Source organism: Duncaniella muricolitica, from assembly GCF_910574735.1.
Lineage (GTDB): Bacteria > Bacteroidota > Bacteroidia > Bacteroidales > Muribaculaceae > Duncaniella > Duncaniella muricolitica.
The window spans coordinates 11,206-27,590 of the sequence record NZ_CAJTCF010000035.1; the positions used below are offsets into that span (position 1 = coordinate 11,206).

At 37.8% G+C, this 16,385-nt stretch carries 15 protein-coding genes; all 15 read left to right on the top strand.

What is annotated here, in order from left to right:
* The first annotated feature begins 13 nt into the window (after nt 1–13).
* The 15 genes from QGT73_RS09060 (at nt 14) to QGT73_RS09130 (ending at nt 16,383) form a co-directional block, all read left to right on the top strand.
* Nucleotides 14–1,441 carry a lipopolysaccharide biosynthesis protein gene (locus QGT73_RS09060; protein WP_280122258.1) on the top strand — a complete coding sequence of 476 codons (1,428 nt, stop codon included), beginning with the start codon at nt 14–16 and terminating at the stop codon, nt 1,439–1,441.
* Entirely contained in the window at nt 1,438–2,547 is a 1,110-nt protein-coding gene (locus tag QGT73_RS09065) for a DegT/DnrJ/EryC1/StrS family aminotransferase (RefSeq protein WP_280122259.1), read from the top strand. Before QGT73_RS09060 ends, QGT73_RS09065 begins: the two co-directional genes overlap by 4 nt.
* Entirely contained in the window at nt 2,544–3,851 is a 1,308-nt protein-coding gene (locus QGT73_RS09070; RefSeq protein WP_280122260.1) for a phenylacetate--CoA ligase family protein, read from the top strand. The genes QGT73_RS09065 and QGT73_RS09070 overlap by 4 nt, the downstream gene beginning before the upstream one ends.
* Nucleotides 3,848–4,504, top strand: coding sequence for an LbetaH domain-containing protein (locus QGT73_RS09075; protein WP_280122261.1), 657 nt, complete (start codon nt 3,848–3,850; stop codon nt 4,502–4,504). Before QGT73_RS09070 ends, QGT73_RS09075 begins: the two co-directional genes overlap by 4 nt.
* Before the next feature lie 94 nt (nt 4,505–4,598).
* On the top strand, nt 4,599–5,621 hold the full coding sequence (locus tag QGT73_RS09080) for a glycosyltransferase family 2 protein (RefSeq protein ID WP_280122262.1): 1,023 nt from the start codon (nt 4,599–4,601) through the stop codon (nt 5,619–5,621).
* 32 nt (nt 5,622–5,653) lie between these two features.
* Nucleotides 5,654–6,814, top strand: coding sequence for a glycosyltransferase (locus tag QGT73_RS09085; protein ID WP_280122263.1), 1,161 nt, complete (start codon nt 5,654–5,656; stop codon nt 6,812–6,814).
* Nucleotides 6,811–7,944, top strand: coding sequence for a hypothetical protein (locus QGT73_RS09090; protein ID WP_280122264.1), 1,134 nt, complete (start codon nt 6,811–6,813; stop codon nt 7,942–7,944). Before QGT73_RS09085 ends, QGT73_RS09090 begins: the two co-directional genes overlap by 4 nt.
* Nucleotides 7,920–9,200: a glycosyltransferase family 4 protein gene (locus tag QGT73_RS09095; RefSeq protein ID WP_280122265.1), complete on the top strand. Its 1,281-nt coding sequence runs from the start codon at nt 7,920–7,922 to the stop codon at nt 9,198–9,200. Before QGT73_RS09090 ends, QGT73_RS09095 begins: the two co-directional genes overlap by 25 nt.
* A complete protein-coding gene (locus QGT73_RS09100; protein ID WP_280122266.1) occupies nt 9,197–9,832 on the top strand; it encodes an acyltransferase in 636 nt (211 codons plus the stop codon). Before QGT73_RS09095 ends, QGT73_RS09100 begins: the two co-directional genes overlap by 4 nt.
* A 16-nt stretch (nt 9,833–9,848) precedes the next feature.
* The gene (locus QGT73_RS09105) at nt 9,849–10,796 is read left to right on the top strand and encodes a capsular polysaccharide synthesis protein (RefSeq protein WP_280122267.1); all 948 of its coding nucleotides are present in this window, start codon (nt 9,849–9,851) and stop codon (nt 10,794–10,796) included.
* 19 nt (nt 10,797–10,815) lie between these two features.
* On the top strand, nt 10,816–11,949 hold the full coding sequence (locus tag QGT73_RS09110; RefSeq protein ID WP_280122268.1) for a glycosyltransferase WbsX family protein: 1,134 nt from the start codon (nt 10,816–10,818) through the stop codon (nt 11,947–11,949).
* Nucleotides 11,950–12,011: 62 nt separating this feature from the next.
* Nucleotides 12,012–13,112, top strand: a complete 1,101-nt coding sequence (locus QGT73_RS09115) for a hypothetical protein (RefSeq protein ID WP_280122269.1) — start codon at nt 12,012–12,014, stop codon at nt 13,110–13,112.
* Nucleotides 13,105–14,142 carry a glycosyltransferase family 2 protein gene (locus QGT73_RS09120; protein ID WP_280122270.1) on the top strand — a complete coding sequence of 346 codons (1,038 nt, stop codon included), beginning with the start codon at nt 13,105–13,107 and terminating at the stop codon, nt 14,140–14,142. Before QGT73_RS09115 ends, QGT73_RS09120 begins: the two co-directional genes overlap by 8 nt.
* Before the next feature lie 81 nt (nt 14,143–14,223).
* The gene (locus tag QGT73_RS09125) at nt 14,224–15,204 is read left to right on the top strand and encodes a glycosyltransferase family 2 protein (RefSeq protein ID WP_280122271.1); all 981 of its coding nucleotides are present in this window, start codon (nt 14,224–14,226) and stop codon (nt 15,202–15,204) included.
* Between the two features lie 3 nt (nt 15,205–15,207).
* Nucleotides 15,208–16,383: a glycosyltransferase gene (locus QGT73_RS09130; RefSeq protein ID WP_280122272.1), complete on the top strand. Its 1,176-nt coding sequence runs from the start codon at nt 15,208–15,210 to the stop codon at nt 16,381–16,383.
* The last annotated feature ends 2 nt before the right edge of the window (nt 16,384–16,385 follow it).

Here is a 16,385-nt window from a genome sequence, read left to right on the forward strand (position 1 = left end):
GGTATTAAATCAAGTGGAACAAACACTTAAACATAAGGCGGTAAACGGTGTGCTTTGGCGTGTGGCCGAGCAGGGCGGTAAGCAATTGATATATTTTGGTATATCAGTCGTGCTCGCCCGTCTGATCATGCCGGACCAATTTGGTATGGTGGCTATGCTTACAGTGTTTACCGCTGTGGCCGGAGTATTCATTGACTCAGGTTTTTCAACCGCTCTTGTACGCAAAACCGACCGAACGCAGGCTGATTGCAGCACCGTATACTGGTTTAATATCGTCATTTCAATAGTATGCTATCTTATACTTTTCGTATGCGCACCCTTGGTCGGACGATTTTATGATATGCCACAACTGACAGCAATACTACGTGTTTCGGCTTTAGGATTAGTCATCGGATCTCTTGCAGGAGTACATCGCACTCTGCTTCAAGCCGAAATGGACTTCAAATCCTTGACTAAATTCAATTTGCTTGGTATTTTCATCTCCGGCTCTATCGGCATTTTCATGGCATGGCTTGGATTTGAAGTATGGGCTTTGGTTACACAAGGACTCATATTGCAAGTCATATCAACAATATGTGTATGGTATAAAGTAAAATGGCGGCCATCGTTTATTGTTTCTCGTGATAGTTTCAATGAGTTTTTCGGATTCGGTTCCAAGATGCTGGCCTCCTCTCTGCTCGACACAATATACTCCAACATATACTCCATTGTGATAGGAAAGGTTTATCGTGCGGCAGATCTTGCTTACTACAATCGAGGTAGTTCGCTATGTCAGATGACATCTTCATTACCCACAGGTATACTCCAGTCTGTCACCTATCCGACATTGTGTAAACTACAGCATGACAATGAGGCGTTAAAACGAGGTTACAGGCGCACTCTTAGAATCGCAGCTTTCGTAATCTTCCCAATGTGTATCGGAATGGGAGCAGTAGCCTACCCTCTGATCAACGTCCTCTATACCGAGATATGGATTTACACTGCAACCCTGCTCTCCATCATGGTATTCAGCATGATGTGGTATCCAATCCATGCCATCAATCTCAACTACCTCATAGTAAAAGGCCGAAGCGACCTTTTTTTTCGACTCGAAGTCATCAAAAAAATACAGGGGGTCATAATACTATGCGTGACTATCCCACTCGGCCTCGAAGCTATGTGTTACGGCAGTATTGTCAGTTCATTACTATCACTCATATGGAACACCTATTACAACGGCAAATTTCTCAATATGAGTATATTCAAACAGCTCCACGACTTCTCACCGATCCTGTTACTCAGCGGTGTGATGTATATCGGAGCACGCAGTGTCGCTTATTTTATGGGCAATGATCTGACATCATTAATCTGTTCAGTCGCTACAGGCGCAGCAATATATATCGGTGGAGCATTTCTTTTCCGCTTCCCTGAAATCAAAGAGCTTAAAGAACTGAAAAAATGAATCACCAAATTACAGTCACCTCACCACTTCTTCCTGATAAAGAAGAGTTTGGCAGGTTGCTTTCCGAAATATGGGAGAGCAAGTGGATTACCAACAACGGACGGTTTCACCAACAGCTCGAAAAAGAGCTGGCCGAGTATCTCAAAGTGCCATACATCAGCCTCTTCACCAACGGCACCCTTCCTCTGATTACCGCACTACAGGCATTGCGTATTACAGGCGAAGTCATCACTACACCATATAGTTTTGTAGCCACGACCCACTCACTGTGGTGGAACGGCATAAAGCCTGTGTTTGTCGACATTGACCCGGCAACATGCAATCTCGACCCGAGTAAAATCGAAGCGGCCATAACACCGCGCACCACAGCCATTATGCCAGTCCACTGCTATGGCAAACCATGTGACACCAAGGCCATACAGGAAATAGCCGACAAATATGGTCTGAAAGTCATCTATGATGCTGCGCATGCCTTTGGAGTGGAAGTCGACGGAGTGTCGTTGCTAAATGCTGGCGATATGTCTACGCTTTCGTTTCATGCCACCAAGGTATACAACACCATCGAGGGCGGCGCACTCGTGATGCATGACGAGCAGACCAAAAAGCGCATAGACTATCTAAAGAACTTCGGTTTTGCCAACGAGACCACAGTCGTCGCCCCGGGCATCAACTCCAAAATGGACGAAGTAAGGGCCGCCTATGGCATACTCAATCTGCGACAGGTCAATGCCGCCATAGAAGCACGCCAACATGTGGCCCAACGCTATCGCCAGACTCTGCGCAACATCGATGGCCTGACATTCTTTGATGACATGCCGGGCGTACGTCACAATTACAGCTATTTCCCGGTGTTTATCGATGCTGAAAAATTCGGAATGACGCGCGACGAACTATATTTCAAGATGAAAGATGCCAACGTCCTTGGTCGCCGCTACTTCTACCCTCTCATCAGCGACTTCAGCACATATCGTGGCCTCCCCTCCTCTACGCCCCAAAATCTCCCCGTCGCAACCCGCATCGCCAATCAGGTAATCTGCCTCCCGATGCATCATGAAATCTCCGAAAAAGATTTAACCCGTATTATAAATTGCATCAAAACATCATGAGTTTTCACAGTTATTTGTCGCGCAAACTATTTTGGTTTCAAGACTTTACACAGGGGGGGGTAATTTGGAGGGAATATAAAGACATCCGTAGAATATATCATGGAGGAGATAGAATAACATTACTTGATCATATGCTTAAATACACGGTCAAAAATGTAGCATTCTATAAAAATTTTAAATATGTCACTCTTCAGGATTTTCCAATAGTCAGCAAAAAGATTATCAATGAAAATTACGAGAAGTTCTTAGTACCACCAACGAACATACCAGGACAGAAAGGAGAGTTGCACATACAAAAAACTTCCGGATCTACAGGAATCCCATTTTTGATTCCTCAAGACACAAAATGTCGTCTTAGAAGATTGGCAACCATTAAATTTGAAAATGATTTATTAGGTTTTCATTCATTTGAACCATTATTACATCTAAGAGCCACCAGCCACTATTGGAAAGGATTCCTTGATAAGTATGACAAAAAAAATAACATTTGGTATTCCGATAATTCCAATTTAACCGAAGAAAGGCTTAAGACTATTATTAATATAATTAGAGCTCATAAAATTAGATTTGTCCGCGGTTATATGACAACTCTTGATTTTATAGCAGACTACTTGATAAAATATAATATTGCCCTTCCTTCAAAGCCATTATTTATTTCAGTCGGAGAGCTATTAACAGAGTCTTTGCGCAAGAAGATTGTATACGACCTTAAATGCAATATTGTATCACAATATGCAACTGAAGAAAATGGAATTTTTGGAACGTCTACTATTAATGGAGAAGGAACAACCATAAAATTAAACCGAGCCAACTGTATTATAGAGATTTTAAAACTTGACTCTGATCAGCCAGCCAAAGATGGAGAGATTGGTAGAATCGTAGTCACTGATTTTATAAATCATGCAATGCCGTTAATCAGGTATGACACAGGAGACTTAGCTGCAGTTGGCAACCGATGTGCAGATGGTTACCCATCACTATTGATAAATCTCTCAGGGAGAAAAACCGATTTGATAACACGTGTTGATGGTTCTTATGTTGATTTCTATAATTCAATACCAAAAGAAATATTTCTCAATACAGAGATTAAACAATGGCAATTTATACAAGAGGACGAAAAAATATATACTTTAAGATTATCTTTAGCACAAGAAACCGCCTCTATTGATGAGAAATATGTGACTGACAACATAAAAAAAATAATTGGCGACAGTGCGATAATCAATTTCGATTATGTTAACGAAATACCAGTCCTAGATTCCGGTAAAAGAAGATCAGTCATAAATAAATATCAACGCAATTGAAAGAAATATACGCCCTCGGAGTGGGTCATAATACTCCTGTATTCATTGATCTTGCTGAATCTTGTGGCTACAAAATAGCCGGACTGTATCACTATAATAGTGAACGGACCAATGAATTTGATCATGGTTTTAAAATATTAGGGTCTTTCGATGATCTGTTTGATGAAGACAATAGTCTTACTGACAAAAATTTCTTATTGACTATGGGAAATAATGAAATCCGAAAGATTCTCACTCACAAAATAGTCCAAAAAGGAGGAAAAGTCCCAACTATCATACACCCATCGGCAATAATATCTCGTTTTGCTAAAATCTCAAAAACGGGTGTATACATAAGTGCTTTTTCTCACATACAAGCTGATACGGTTATTGACGAAGGAGTAATCATACTCTCCGGTGTCAACATCTCTCATACAAACCATATTCATCCATATTGTTTTATCGCCGGAGGTGCCACAATCGGAGCATATACAGAGTTGGAAGACGAGGTCTTTGTTGGCCAAGGAGCATTGACTATTTCCGGGAAAGTATCCAAAATCGGGCGAAAAGCCTATATCGGAGCTCGTTCACTTGTAACAAAATCAATAAATCCAAATTCAATTGTAAAAGGCTCTCCAGCCAAAACAATATCCTGTAATAACAAGAATTTATAACCTATATCAAACATATATGATTATATCGGTTAATATTTTTGGACTCTAATCAATATCGAATCACATCTGTAATATCATATTTAACATCTGAACGATGACTGAAAACAATTCAAACGACGCAGTTAAAACTAAAGCATTAGTCGCTATAAGATGTATAACTTATAATCACGAGGCATACATTCGTGATGCTCTTGAAGGATTTATAATGCAGAAGACTAACTTTCCGTTTGTAGCGATTGTTCATGATGACGCATCAACTGATGGCACCGCAGATATTATCCGCGAATATGCAGCTAAATATCCCGACATAATCAAACCCATCTACGAAACAGAAAACCAATATTCCAAACATGACGGCTCACTTGGTCGCATTATGACGGCTGCATGCGAAGCTACCGGTGCGAAATACATCGCCATGTGTGAAGGTGATGACTATTGGACCGATCCGCTAAAACTTCAAAAACAAGTGGATTTTCTCGAGACCCACCCTGATTATTCAATGTGCTTTCATAATGCAATTGTTCACTATGAGGACGGATTAAAGCCCTCGGACATTAGCGTATTTGCTAATAGAATAAAAGATAACAATTCTAACTTCCAAAATCACCTATTAGCAAATTTAGAGACCAGAGATTATGAAGTCCTTGAATATGCAAAAAGCTGGTTCACTCCTACAGCTTCTGTAATGTTCAAAAGTAAATGTCTACAATCTATCTACACAAAAAAAATAGCAGAATGTAAAGATTTTTATTTCGGAGATATACCTTTATGGTTTACATGTGGTGTACAAGGGAAAATATTTGGATTTAAAGAACCGATGAGTTGTTATCGTATTCAAAATACAGGTATAAATAGAGCAGTAAATAGCGTCCCTGTACATAAAAGGCTAAAAGTATACAGAGCCTATATATCAATATTTCCAGATCCCATCAAAAGTTTTTATAAAAACAAAACTGCCAAAGAAGCTATTTTTGCTATATCTGTCCTAAAAAAAGGTGATATCAGAGAATCCCTTAAAATATTAAAAATATGTTTTGAAATTGCTCCATATGGTAGTTTGAGAGAAATTATTTTATATCCATATACTATAACAAGAAATCTTATAACTCAAAAATAAGGAAAACATATTCCATGTCATTCATACAATAAATGAATATTTGTTTTTTCATCACACAGTATCCAAACCCTCAAGCCGGAGGCATAGAAAACGTTACATATCGGCTTGCTCTAGGGTTATTATCACGTGGGAACAATGTTTCATGTATTACTTTCGGTAAATCAACCGAATTAGATTTACCGTTTGAATGCTTACGCATAACTGAAAATACTAATGAAAATATAATCCTTAATTTTATTTCCCAAAGAAATATTGATATTATCATAAATCAATGTATTGAGATAAAATGGTTTTATATATTAAAATATATAAGATTAAAGTTACCAAATATCAAACTCATAAAAGCACATCACACTGATCCATTAAGCTCTCTAAAAGGTGTGTGTGATAATGAGCCCTTATATATCAATGCTAATGATTTTTCAAGGTTATTATATCATATTTCTCCTATAACTTTTTTTCGAAAAAAACGGAGATACAACTATCTTAAAACTCAATATCATGAATGGGGGCATTTCTACGATTCAATTGTACTCCTATCCCAACGATTCATTCCTGTATTTAAACAATTATCAGGTTATAATAGCTGTTTTGTTACGGCCATAGAAAATCCCGTTGAATTTAACAATGATAACATATCAATAAATAAAGAAAAAATAATAGTATATGTTGGCAGATTAAATCGAGAAGCTAAACGTCCCGATCGATTATTGAAAATCTGGGGAAAAATTTACAAGTCTTTCCCAGATTGGAAATTAATATTTATTGGTGATGGACCATTACGCAATTCGCTGGAGATATATACTAAACAGCATCAACTTGAGCATGTATATTTTACAGGTCAAATAAATCCTTCCAACTATCTACGCAAAGCCTCAATAATCTGTATAACAAGCACATACGAAGGCTTTTCTCTTGTTTGTGCTGAGGCATTGGCTAATAATGTAATACCAATAGCATTTGATAGTTATGAAGCAATCAAAGATTTAATTGACGATGGCAGAACCGGCATATTAGTAAAACCATACAATCTTAATATATATGCCAATAACTTAACAGAATTAATGTACAATACGACCTTTTCCAATCAATTATATAATAACATCTCCTCAGATAAAAATATACGCCAAAGACTTTCCATGGATAACATCTTGAATAACTGGGAGATTCTATTTCATAAATTGTTATCATGATTATATTAGTTATAATTGGAGCATCTCTATTGCTAATATTTGGAGTAGTTACATATCGCTGGATTCAACTAAATAGCTATAACCAAAGTCCTCTTTGTATAAAAACATTTGACAATCTCAACTCACCATTTCATCCTTCAGTTGTGTTTTTCCATGACGGATGGAACGGTTGGAAATACTGGATGGTCGAAACTCCTTTCTCTCCAAGATGCACCCCTTATATTGATAGAAACGAGTGCCCCTCTCTCCATGTCTCAAATGATGGTATAAATTGGACTACACCAACTAATCTGACGAATCCGCTCGTTAATTTCGGAATAGAAGGAGAACAAAATCTTGACTATTATTCCGACCCTCACCTAATAAAGACCAATAATCGCTTAGAATGTTTTTATCGCCTGACCGAACGTCATGGCGACATTAACAAACGAGATAACGTAAGCCTTAGGCGTATAGAGTCTGTCGATGGAATAAATTGGAGCGACGAGGAAATTATCAGTAATTTATGGTTGGAGGAGTTAAATATCGGACTGGGAAAAATGGTCGTAAGTCCGTCATTAATATATTCCGATGAACATGGATATATTATGTGGTATGTCAATTCTGAGGACCATTCCGGCAATAGGGATATTGCTCTCAGCACCTCTAAAGATGGTAAAAAATGGACCGATGCAATTATATGTACACTTAATGGCAAGACCTTAAATCCATGGCATATCGATGTCATGAAGGACCATGATGAGACTTTATTGATGACTATATATGATAAAAAGGACATTTCGCTATGGAAAAGCGATGATGGTTTTAATTGGGAATATATAAATACTATTCTTTCTCCTTCTGCCATCATAGGTTCCTTCTATAGTGATGGATTATATCGGTCTTGCCTAATTCACGACTCAGAGAACTATAAATTGTACTTTTCCGCATACAATTTTAATAAAACATCTATTGGCTTGTGTACATTCAACATTCTTGGTGATAATCCAACCATTGTCTCTCATGGTAGAAATTGTTCTTTTCTACAATTTATAATTCTGTATTTTGAATATGAATACAGACATATTGCTTTTGTGTTAAAAAATATATTTAATAAAATACTCTCATGCGTGTCCTTTGGTTTTCGGTAACTCCGTCGTTGTTCAATCCCTATAGCAACACTCATAATGGTGGCGGGTGGATTGCATCTCTCGAACAAATCGTGCGCGGAATGCCAGAAATTGAGCTTGGCGTATCTTTCTACTTTAGAACGGATTGCGGCGTATATGAGAATGATGGTGTGAAATACTATACACTGCCTAATGACTCACGAGGGACCTTGGCCAAATGGTGGAAACCGGAGAAAACGGAAGAGAGAGTGGCCAGGTATCTTAAAATTATTGATGATTTTAAGCCTGACATCATTCAGATATTCGGTAGCGAAAATGATTTCGGACTCATATGTGACAAAACTGATGTCCCGGTAGTGATACATATCCAGGGGTCGATGCCTCCTTACCATAATGCCCTGTTTCCCATCGGAATGAACAGTTATGATTTTATCTTTGGCAGTGGTCTGAAACTTAACCGACGCATTATCGGTCTAAGATCAGACCGGGCTTTCAGACGAAAAGCTGACAGGGAAGTGGCAATCTTTAAATCGTGTCACCACTTTATGGGCCGAACGGAATGGGACCATAATCTTGTGAGACTGTTTAATCCCGACGCAAGTTATTACCATTGCGAAGAGGCACTCAGAGACTCTTTTATCTCATCTGACAAGAAGTGGTGTGGCTCGGCCAACGGCAAGGTTAAAATAATAAGTGTGATATCCAATCCCTGGTATAAGGGTGCTGATTTGATACTTAAGACAGCCCAGCTTTTATCACGGCACACAGATCTTGATATTGAATGGAATATATTCGGAGTCAGCGATATTGGATTTTATGAACGTAAATATGGCATTAAGGCAGTAGATGTAAATGTCAATGTCAGGGGGGCGGTGGACAAAGATACTCTTGTCAACGAGCTGTGTAGCTCAACCTGTTATGTACACTCCAGCTATATCGACAACAGCCCAAACAGTCTTTGTGAAGCACAGTATCTCGGAGTGCCGGCGATTGCTACCAATGTCGGAGGCATATCTTCACTGGTCGAGGATGGCAAGACCGGCTTGTTGTTTCCGGCTAATGATCCTTATACGTTGGCAGCGATAATCAAACACACTGTCACCGATAATCATGCAAAGATGCAATATTTAAGCGAAAACGAAAAGAGTATTGCCATCGCCAGACACAATCCCCAAAAAATAAGTGACAATTTATTACTGATATATCAAAGCATTATCAACCGCCATAATGAGACTCATAAATTGGTATCATTAAAATCAGATGTAATAGCCGTATGATAATCTCACTCATCGAATATATTGGAGGTGTCTTAGGTTGGATTATTCATTTTTTTTGGAATTCCAAGATACAATATGTCGGTATTATGTTTAAAAGTGCTATTTGCACTGCTATATGCAAAGGCTGTTTTAAATCATTCGGGGCACATTCACGATTTATCACTCTGCCTCAAGAACTAAGACAGGCTCATAATATAGAAATCGGAAGTTATTGCCGTTTAGGCCGACATATCTTATTAAGATGTTATGATTTCAACAGTACCAGACCTGTAATCCAAATCGGCGACAGGGTAAATATCGGTGACTACTCTACAATCTCATGCTGTAACCGGATTGATATCGGCAACAATGTCCGCATGGGACGCATGGTCATGATTACTGATAATTCTCACGGGCATACAGACAATATATCCGAACTTAAAATAAACCCTATAGACCGACCTTTAGTATCTAAGGGGCCTGTTGTCATTGAAGAAAATGTATGGATTGGTGAAAAAGTCTCAATTATGCCGAATGTTACCATCGGACGCGGCTCTATAATCGCAGCTAATGCTGTGGTCACAAAGTCAGTTCCGGCATATAGTATTGTAGGCGGATGCCCAGCCCGCGTCATCAAAACTTTGTCACAATAATAGCTTTTTGCAATCAATGAATATACATAGTCTGTCAAGATTTCTAAATTACAGCAGAGAATTTGGCTTACGCACGGCCTATGGCTATATAGTCAAACCGTATCTTCATAAACGAAGTGCATTGCCAGCAAAACATCAGGCTGTAAAGAAATATCTTTACCATTGGGCTTCAGCACATACAGACATATCATCATACGTCAATCCGACTTCTGGTGTGGCTTACCCAACAGGCGGAGACACTATCTGGATTTGTTGGCTGCAAGGAGAGAAAGAGATGCCAGATATTATAAGGTTATGTTACGACTCTGTCAAAAAGATGTCAGGCAGTAAAATTGTGCAACTTATAACATTTGACAATATAACTGATTTTGTCAAAATACCAGCCAGCATCGAACTTAAGGTGAGGAATAAAGAAATTTCCTTGACCCATTTTGCCGACTATCTGCGTATCCTTCTTCTTAAAACACATGGCGGACTGTGGCTCGATGCTTCAATTTATGTATCACAACCAATTAATTTCACACCTAAGAACGATTCATTATATACCATAAAAATGCCCAAAATAAATGATACATATCCTTCGGATTATCGATGGGCTGTCAATATGATAGGCTGTAGCAAAGACTGTTTGTTGTTTTCTTTGTTAGAGATGCTTATGAGAAAATATATTGAAGAACACAAGTCGTTTATTGATTTTTTCCTGTTTGATTATTTAATTGCAGTTTTGTATGACCATAACATATCAATCAGAAATATGATTGACAATATACCATACAATAACGAGTGGTTTTATCAGCTACATAACATTTGCAATAACGCATATGACAAAAATGTATATGATACGCTTATGCACAAACAGGCTTACCATAAATTAAGCTGGAAAACATCCTATAAAATAACGGACCAAAACGGATGTCGGACATTTTATTCGCATCTCATGGATGGGAAAACTTCCAAAATATAATATCAACACAAGTATATCGATGAAAGTCATACCATTATATCTGCCGCAGTTTCACACCATTCCTGAAAATGACGAGTGGTGGGGAAAGGGATTTACAGAGTGGACAAACGTAAAAGATGCACGACCGCTTTTTGAAGGTCACAATCAACCCCGTGTACCGCTAGGGAAGAATTATTATGACCTCAGCGAGCTTGAGACTCTTAAATGGCAGTGTAAACTCGCCAAAGAGCATGGCATATATGGGTTCTGCATGTATCACTATTGGTTTAACGGACATATGCTGCTGGAAAAACCTATGGAAATGCTATTGGCTCATCCAGAAATAGATATCAAATATTGTATTTCTTGGGCCAACCACGACTGGACGGATGCATGGAAAGCATCTGACAGGACTCCACGAGTGCTGATCGCACATGATTTTGATGATGAGCAGGATTGGGTGAATCATTTCAATTATATGCTTCCATTTTTCAAAGATTCGCGCTATATGACCGAAAACAATAAGCCCCTCATGGTCATTTATGTGCCCAACCTCATACGCAAGTTATCCAAAATGCTTGCTCTCTGGACCAAGATGGCCAAAGACGCAGGTTTTGACGGATTGACATACATATATCAGAGCGCAGCATCAAGTTTTGACACGTCATGGGACCGCTCTATGTTTGATTATGGAGTGGAAATGAATCCCGGCTATGCCAACCTGATGTTTCAAAACAAACGTAATGGAGGATTTTTCCCTAAATTGATGAAATACAGCCGAGAGATCAAACGTCGTCTCGGCATACGTCGTAGTCTTGTCCCGGCAGGCAAACCAAAGTCGGCCGGCCATATGGATTATGATGCCGTGTGGGGCAATGTGTTACGTCTCAGGCCACAACCGGATGGTCCAAGGATGATTCCATGTGCCTTTACTGACTGGGACAATACCCCTCGCCATAAGGAGCGAGGATATTTGTGCGACAATGTAACTCCCGAAAAGTTTCACCAATATTTCAGTCAGTTAGTGAAAAACGCCCGTCAATATTACGATACAGACATGATATTTGTTTTCGCATGGAACGAATGGGCCGAAGGCGGTTATCTCGAGCCTGATGAAAAACACGGATATGCCTTCCTTGAAGCTATCAAAGACACTCTTGCCAAACTGAAATGAGAATCCCAAGTCTCTACAAACTATTTGAGGACCGTAATCTCGCCACTGTCACACTCGTGTTCATGAGCGTGCAATTCACATTTCTGGAAGGAATGGCTGTTAGTGTTCCTAAAGTGGCGTTCATGTCAATCATGCCATTTGTCTTGCTGACAAAATTTCCACAGGCCAACAAAGCACTTTTATGGGGCCTGACTTACTTGTTTGTCACCATGGCTTTGGCTCAAATAAACGGTGGTATCACACGCATGTCAACCTTTATATACAGTGCTTTATTCATATTCACTTTTGCCGTTTATTATGGCCTGATATGGATAAAAGAATGTATGTCTATTGAATATTTCACTTCAGTATTGAAATGGCTGATATACGGTTATACCATTTGTCTTCTCCTTCAACAAGCATGCATACTGGTCGGCATACGTTACTTTCCTCTGATTAATCTCGTCAGAGGCAGCTACTACGCAATAAATCATCTCAATACGTTAGCCATTGAACCATCTCATGCGGCAAGGCTTATGACTGTGTTTTTCTACGGTTTTCTCAAATGTACCGAATATCTTAAAGATAGTCCGATGAGCATACGGCAACTATATATCCAATATAGGTGGGTCATCATATCGTTTGTCTATTTTATGCTAATGATTGGAAGTGGAACAGCCATTGTTGGTTTGGCCATAGTATCGCTTTACTTTGTCAAAAAGAAATATGCTTTTTTCATATTGTTTGCAGCTCTTACTTTTTATATGCTGTCATCATATATTGACTATGAGCCATACAACAGAGCGGTTGCGACACTCAATGCTGCCATGACCGGAGATACCGATGAAGTAATCAAAGCAGACCACAGCGCATCGTCACGTGTAAATATAATTATCGACACATTTACAAAAACCGACCTGAGCGATTTTCAGACATGGGTAGGACACGGTATGGATGCTCAATCTGAATACTCTATAAATATGGCCATATATGAATACGGTATGATCTCATATCTCGTGAAAATATTTTTTTTCCTGTCATGCTGCTTTACAGGTTTCTTTTCACTCGAGACTCTGTTATTCATAATTTTATTCGGTATGAATATTGGCAATATAGCCTATGGATGGGCTGCGTTAATGGTATTCACAACAATTAAATATTTCAAAAAAAACGCATATGTATAAGCCGAGCGACACCCTGGACAACAACTTAAATACCAGCATATTACAAATAGGGGGGGAGAATCCGTACGTCTCGATTGTCATGCCGAGCTATAATGCATCCAACTATATTAGAGATTCAATTGAGAGCATCCTTAGACAAGATTTTGAAAATTTTGAGCTTATCATTGCTGATGATTGTTCTAACGATAACACTATAGAGATAATATCTTCATTCAAAGATAAACGTATCAGACTTATACATACCGAACAAAATACCGGCTCAGCAAAATATCCGAGAGAACTTGCCATTGAACACTCTCGAGCCCCTTACATTTGCTGGATAGATTCAGATGACACTGTCGATCCAAACTATCTATCACAATTACTGACTACAAAAATAAATACAAAAGCCAATATCGTATGCAGTCAAATGTTAGCCGAACGAAACGGTCATATACAATATACTTTGCCCAAAGACGACTTTAACTATAACAGCATTGTAAGCGGCCGAGACGCGGTAATGATGACATTGGACAGGGCCTGGAAAATCAACCTCAACGGATGGCTGTGTGACAAAGAGATATGGATGAACACATCTTCATATAAAAATCTAAATATTATTCACATGGATGCTGACGATTTCTCCGCACGAGAAATATTGTACAAAGCAGCTTCGGTGGCATTTTGTAAGGTAGCATATCATTATCGGTTACACCCAGATGCAATAACTAAGAAGATTTCCACTAAAAAATTTGAATCAGTAATCACTGATCGTCTTGTTCTCGAATATTTCAAACCGAAATATCCAGAAGCAATACCATTAATACAGCGGACATTATGCAGCCGAATGATTGCTTTAATGAGAATTTTTTCTATAAATATTGCTCATCTTACTCATGAAGACCAGCTATACTCAAAAAATTTGTTGCAAAAATATTTTAACAAAATAAGGATGGCTGATATACTGCAAGCAGATATTCCTTTCAAATTTAAAATACTTTTAATGATGCCTTTTAATTGGACATTGACAGCTATGAAGATAATAAACTAATACGATGATTACAATACTTGGCAACTATAATACAAAAGTATTTCACAAAATAATCTATAATTGTTTTTTTATAATCCAGTAATGAAAATATCGATTATTATACCTGTATACAATGTCGAGAACTTCATAAGACGATGCTTAGAATCAGTCGCAAATCAAGTATACCCCAATATTGAAGTGATATTGATTGATGATGCATCTCCGGATAAAAGTATTGATATTGCCAAAGAATTTATCAATACCTATAAATACTCTAATATCTTCAAAATAATAATTCATGAACAAAATCGCGGCCTTTCGGCAGCTCGTAATACCGGTATAAAAAATTCAACAGGCGATTATTTATACTTCCTTGACAGTGATGATGAGTTATACGACAAAAACGCGATAAGCATTCTCGCTGAAAATGCGGCAGAAACACATGCCGATGTTGTTATCGGAAATTACATGGGTGTAAAACCAAATTCTTGTTACAAGTCCAAATACAACACAAAATGTACTCTTAAAGACTCTTATTTAATCTCAGCATTTGTCAAAGGAGACATCCCAATTATGGCATGGAACAAGTTGGTCGCCAGAAAATATTTTTTTGAAAATAATCTTTGCTTCAAAAATGGTATTTTAAATGAAGATGAGTTGTTTTCTTATCAGCTTCTTTTCTTGAATCCGACTGTATCAATGGCAGGTGTTACAACCTATAAATATAATATCCGTCAAGGCTCCATAATGACCACTGTCAATATAAATCGTCTGATTTCTCCAATAATAGTTTATGAAGAAATATTAAAATCATATAAATCGATTGGTGGCAATGATATCATAATGCTTAAGAATTTTGACCATTTCGCATTCAAGCGTTATGTAAGTATCATTATGTCAAACGCTGATGAAAATCTAAAAAAACAACTATACACAAGATTGAGAAATGCACAAAAATCAATCAAAGGAATTGGTGTTATGAGATATCTATATAATTGTCACTTGTTCATGCCTAAATGTCTCGGATATACTGTCATGAAAATCATATCACAAAAATATGTCAAGACTCGAAATATTGTATAATTCATGGAGACGAAAAAACGGATTATATTTTGTATCGAAAATTTTCAACACGGGGGCATTACAAAAGCTCTTGAGAATATTATCTCACTGATTGATAAAACCCTATATGATGTCAGTATATTTGTTGTAAATCAAGAGAATGGTCCATACAAAAAGACTTTCAGTCCATACATTAAATATCCTGAAGATAAGCTACTAAAAGCCTTATGTACTAACTTTCGTAAATACTCCGGATTTCATCAATTATCATTAATTCTCATAAAATCCATACGAAAGATTTTTGCAAAACACGGATTCGATATCTTTGAACACCGATTGAATAAATGGGCAAGAAAAATTTCTAAAGATCAGTATGATTGTATTATTGCATTTGCGGAAGGATATATTACCAATTTTGTCTCAAAAATTGAGGGTAACAAAGTTGCATGGATACATATCGATTACAAACGTTATCTGACATATGCCCATAATATCGATGAATCTTCTACCTACAATTCTTATAATTGTATTATTATTCCGAGTAAGTTTTCAAGCCTGTCATTCATTGATGTGTTCCCTGGATTAAAATCTCGGGTACGAGTAATCCCCAATGTCATAGATTCTAATATCATCAAATTAAACGCAACGAAAGCGGATAATCTTGACAAACGATTCTATCACTCTTCTTGCAAAATATTGTCTGTAGGACGAATCTGCTATGAAAAAAGATTTTTCGAAATTCCCACGATAGCAAAACGGCTAAAAACTCTTGGATTAGATTTTTGTTGGTATATAATAGGGGACGGTTCTGATGTTGAAACAAATACACTGCTTCAAGCCATAACTAACGAAGGAATGAATGATTATGTCATACCTTTAGGCCGCAAAGATAATCCTTATCCATATATAGCACAATGTGATCTGTTAGTGAGCACATCTCTGTCTGAAACATTCTCCTACGTCGTGTTTGAAGCAAAGACATTAGGAATTCCTATTATTTGTGCAGACTTTGGAACAGCACCTGAAATATTGGACGATACCGAAGGAATAATTACATCTATTGAAGAGATGCATCTTGCTATATTTGAACTATTATACGATGACAAAAAAGAACTGAAAAAATACATACGAAATTTACAAAATTATAACTATAACAATTATAGAATCATTCAACAATTTTATTCTATAATAGGCAGTTAACC

What these genes read in the sequence shown, in the direction of transcription:
- QGT73_RS09065 (WP_280122259.1), top strand. Translation starts at nt 1,438, where the DNA reads ATGAATCACCAAATTACAGTCACCTCACCACTTCTTCCTGATAAAGAA.
- QGT73_RS09070 (WP_280122260.1), top strand. Translation starts at nt 2,544, where the DNA reads ATGAGTTTTCACAGTTATTTGTCGCGCAAACTATTTTGGTTTCAAGAC.
- QGT73_RS09080 (WP_280122262.1), top strand. Translation starts at nt 4,599, where the DNA reads ATGACTGAAAACAATTCAAACGACGCAGTTAAAACTAAAGCATTAGTC.
- QGT73_RS09085 (WP_280122263.1), top strand. Translation starts at nt 5,654, where the DNA reads ATGAATATTTGTTTTTTCATCACACAGTATCCAAACCCTCAAGCCGGA.
- QGT73_RS09090 (WP_280122264.1), top strand. Translation starts at nt 6,811, where the DNA reads ATGATTATATTAGTTATAATTGGAGCATCTCTATTGCTAATATTTGGA.
- QGT73_RS09095 (WP_280122265.1), top strand. Translation starts at nt 7,920, where the DNA reads ATGCGTGTCCTTTGGTTTTCGGTAACTCCGTCGTTGTTCAATCCCTAT.
- QGT73_RS09100 (WP_280122266.1), top strand. Translation starts at nt 9,197, where the DNA reads ATGATAATCTCACTCATCGAATATATTGGAGGTGTCTTAGGTTGGATT.
- QGT73_RS09105 (WP_280122267.1), top strand. Translation starts at nt 9,849, where the DNA reads ATGAATATACATAGTCTGTCAAGATTTCTAAATTACAGCAGAGAATTT.
- QGT73_RS09110 (WP_280122268.1), top strand. Translation starts at nt 10,816, where the DNA reads ATGAAAGTCATACCATTATATCTGCCGCAGTTTCACACCATTCCTGAA.
- QGT73_RS09115 (WP_280122269.1), top strand. Translation starts at nt 12,012, where the DNA reads ATGAGCGTGCAATTCACATTTCTGGAAGGAATGGCTGTTAGTGTTCCT.
- QGT73_RS09120 (WP_280122270.1), top strand. Translation starts at nt 13,105, where the DNA reads ATGTATAAGCCGAGCGACACCCTGGACAACAACTTAAATACCAGCATA.
- QGT73_RS09125 (WP_280122271.1), top strand. Translation starts at nt 14,224, where the DNA reads ATGAAAATATCGATTATTATACCTGTATACAATGTCGAGAACTTCATA.
- QGT73_RS09130 (WP_280122272.1), top strand. Translation starts at nt 15,208, where the DNA reads ATGGAGACGAAAAAACGGATTATATTTTGTATCGAAAATTTTCAACAC.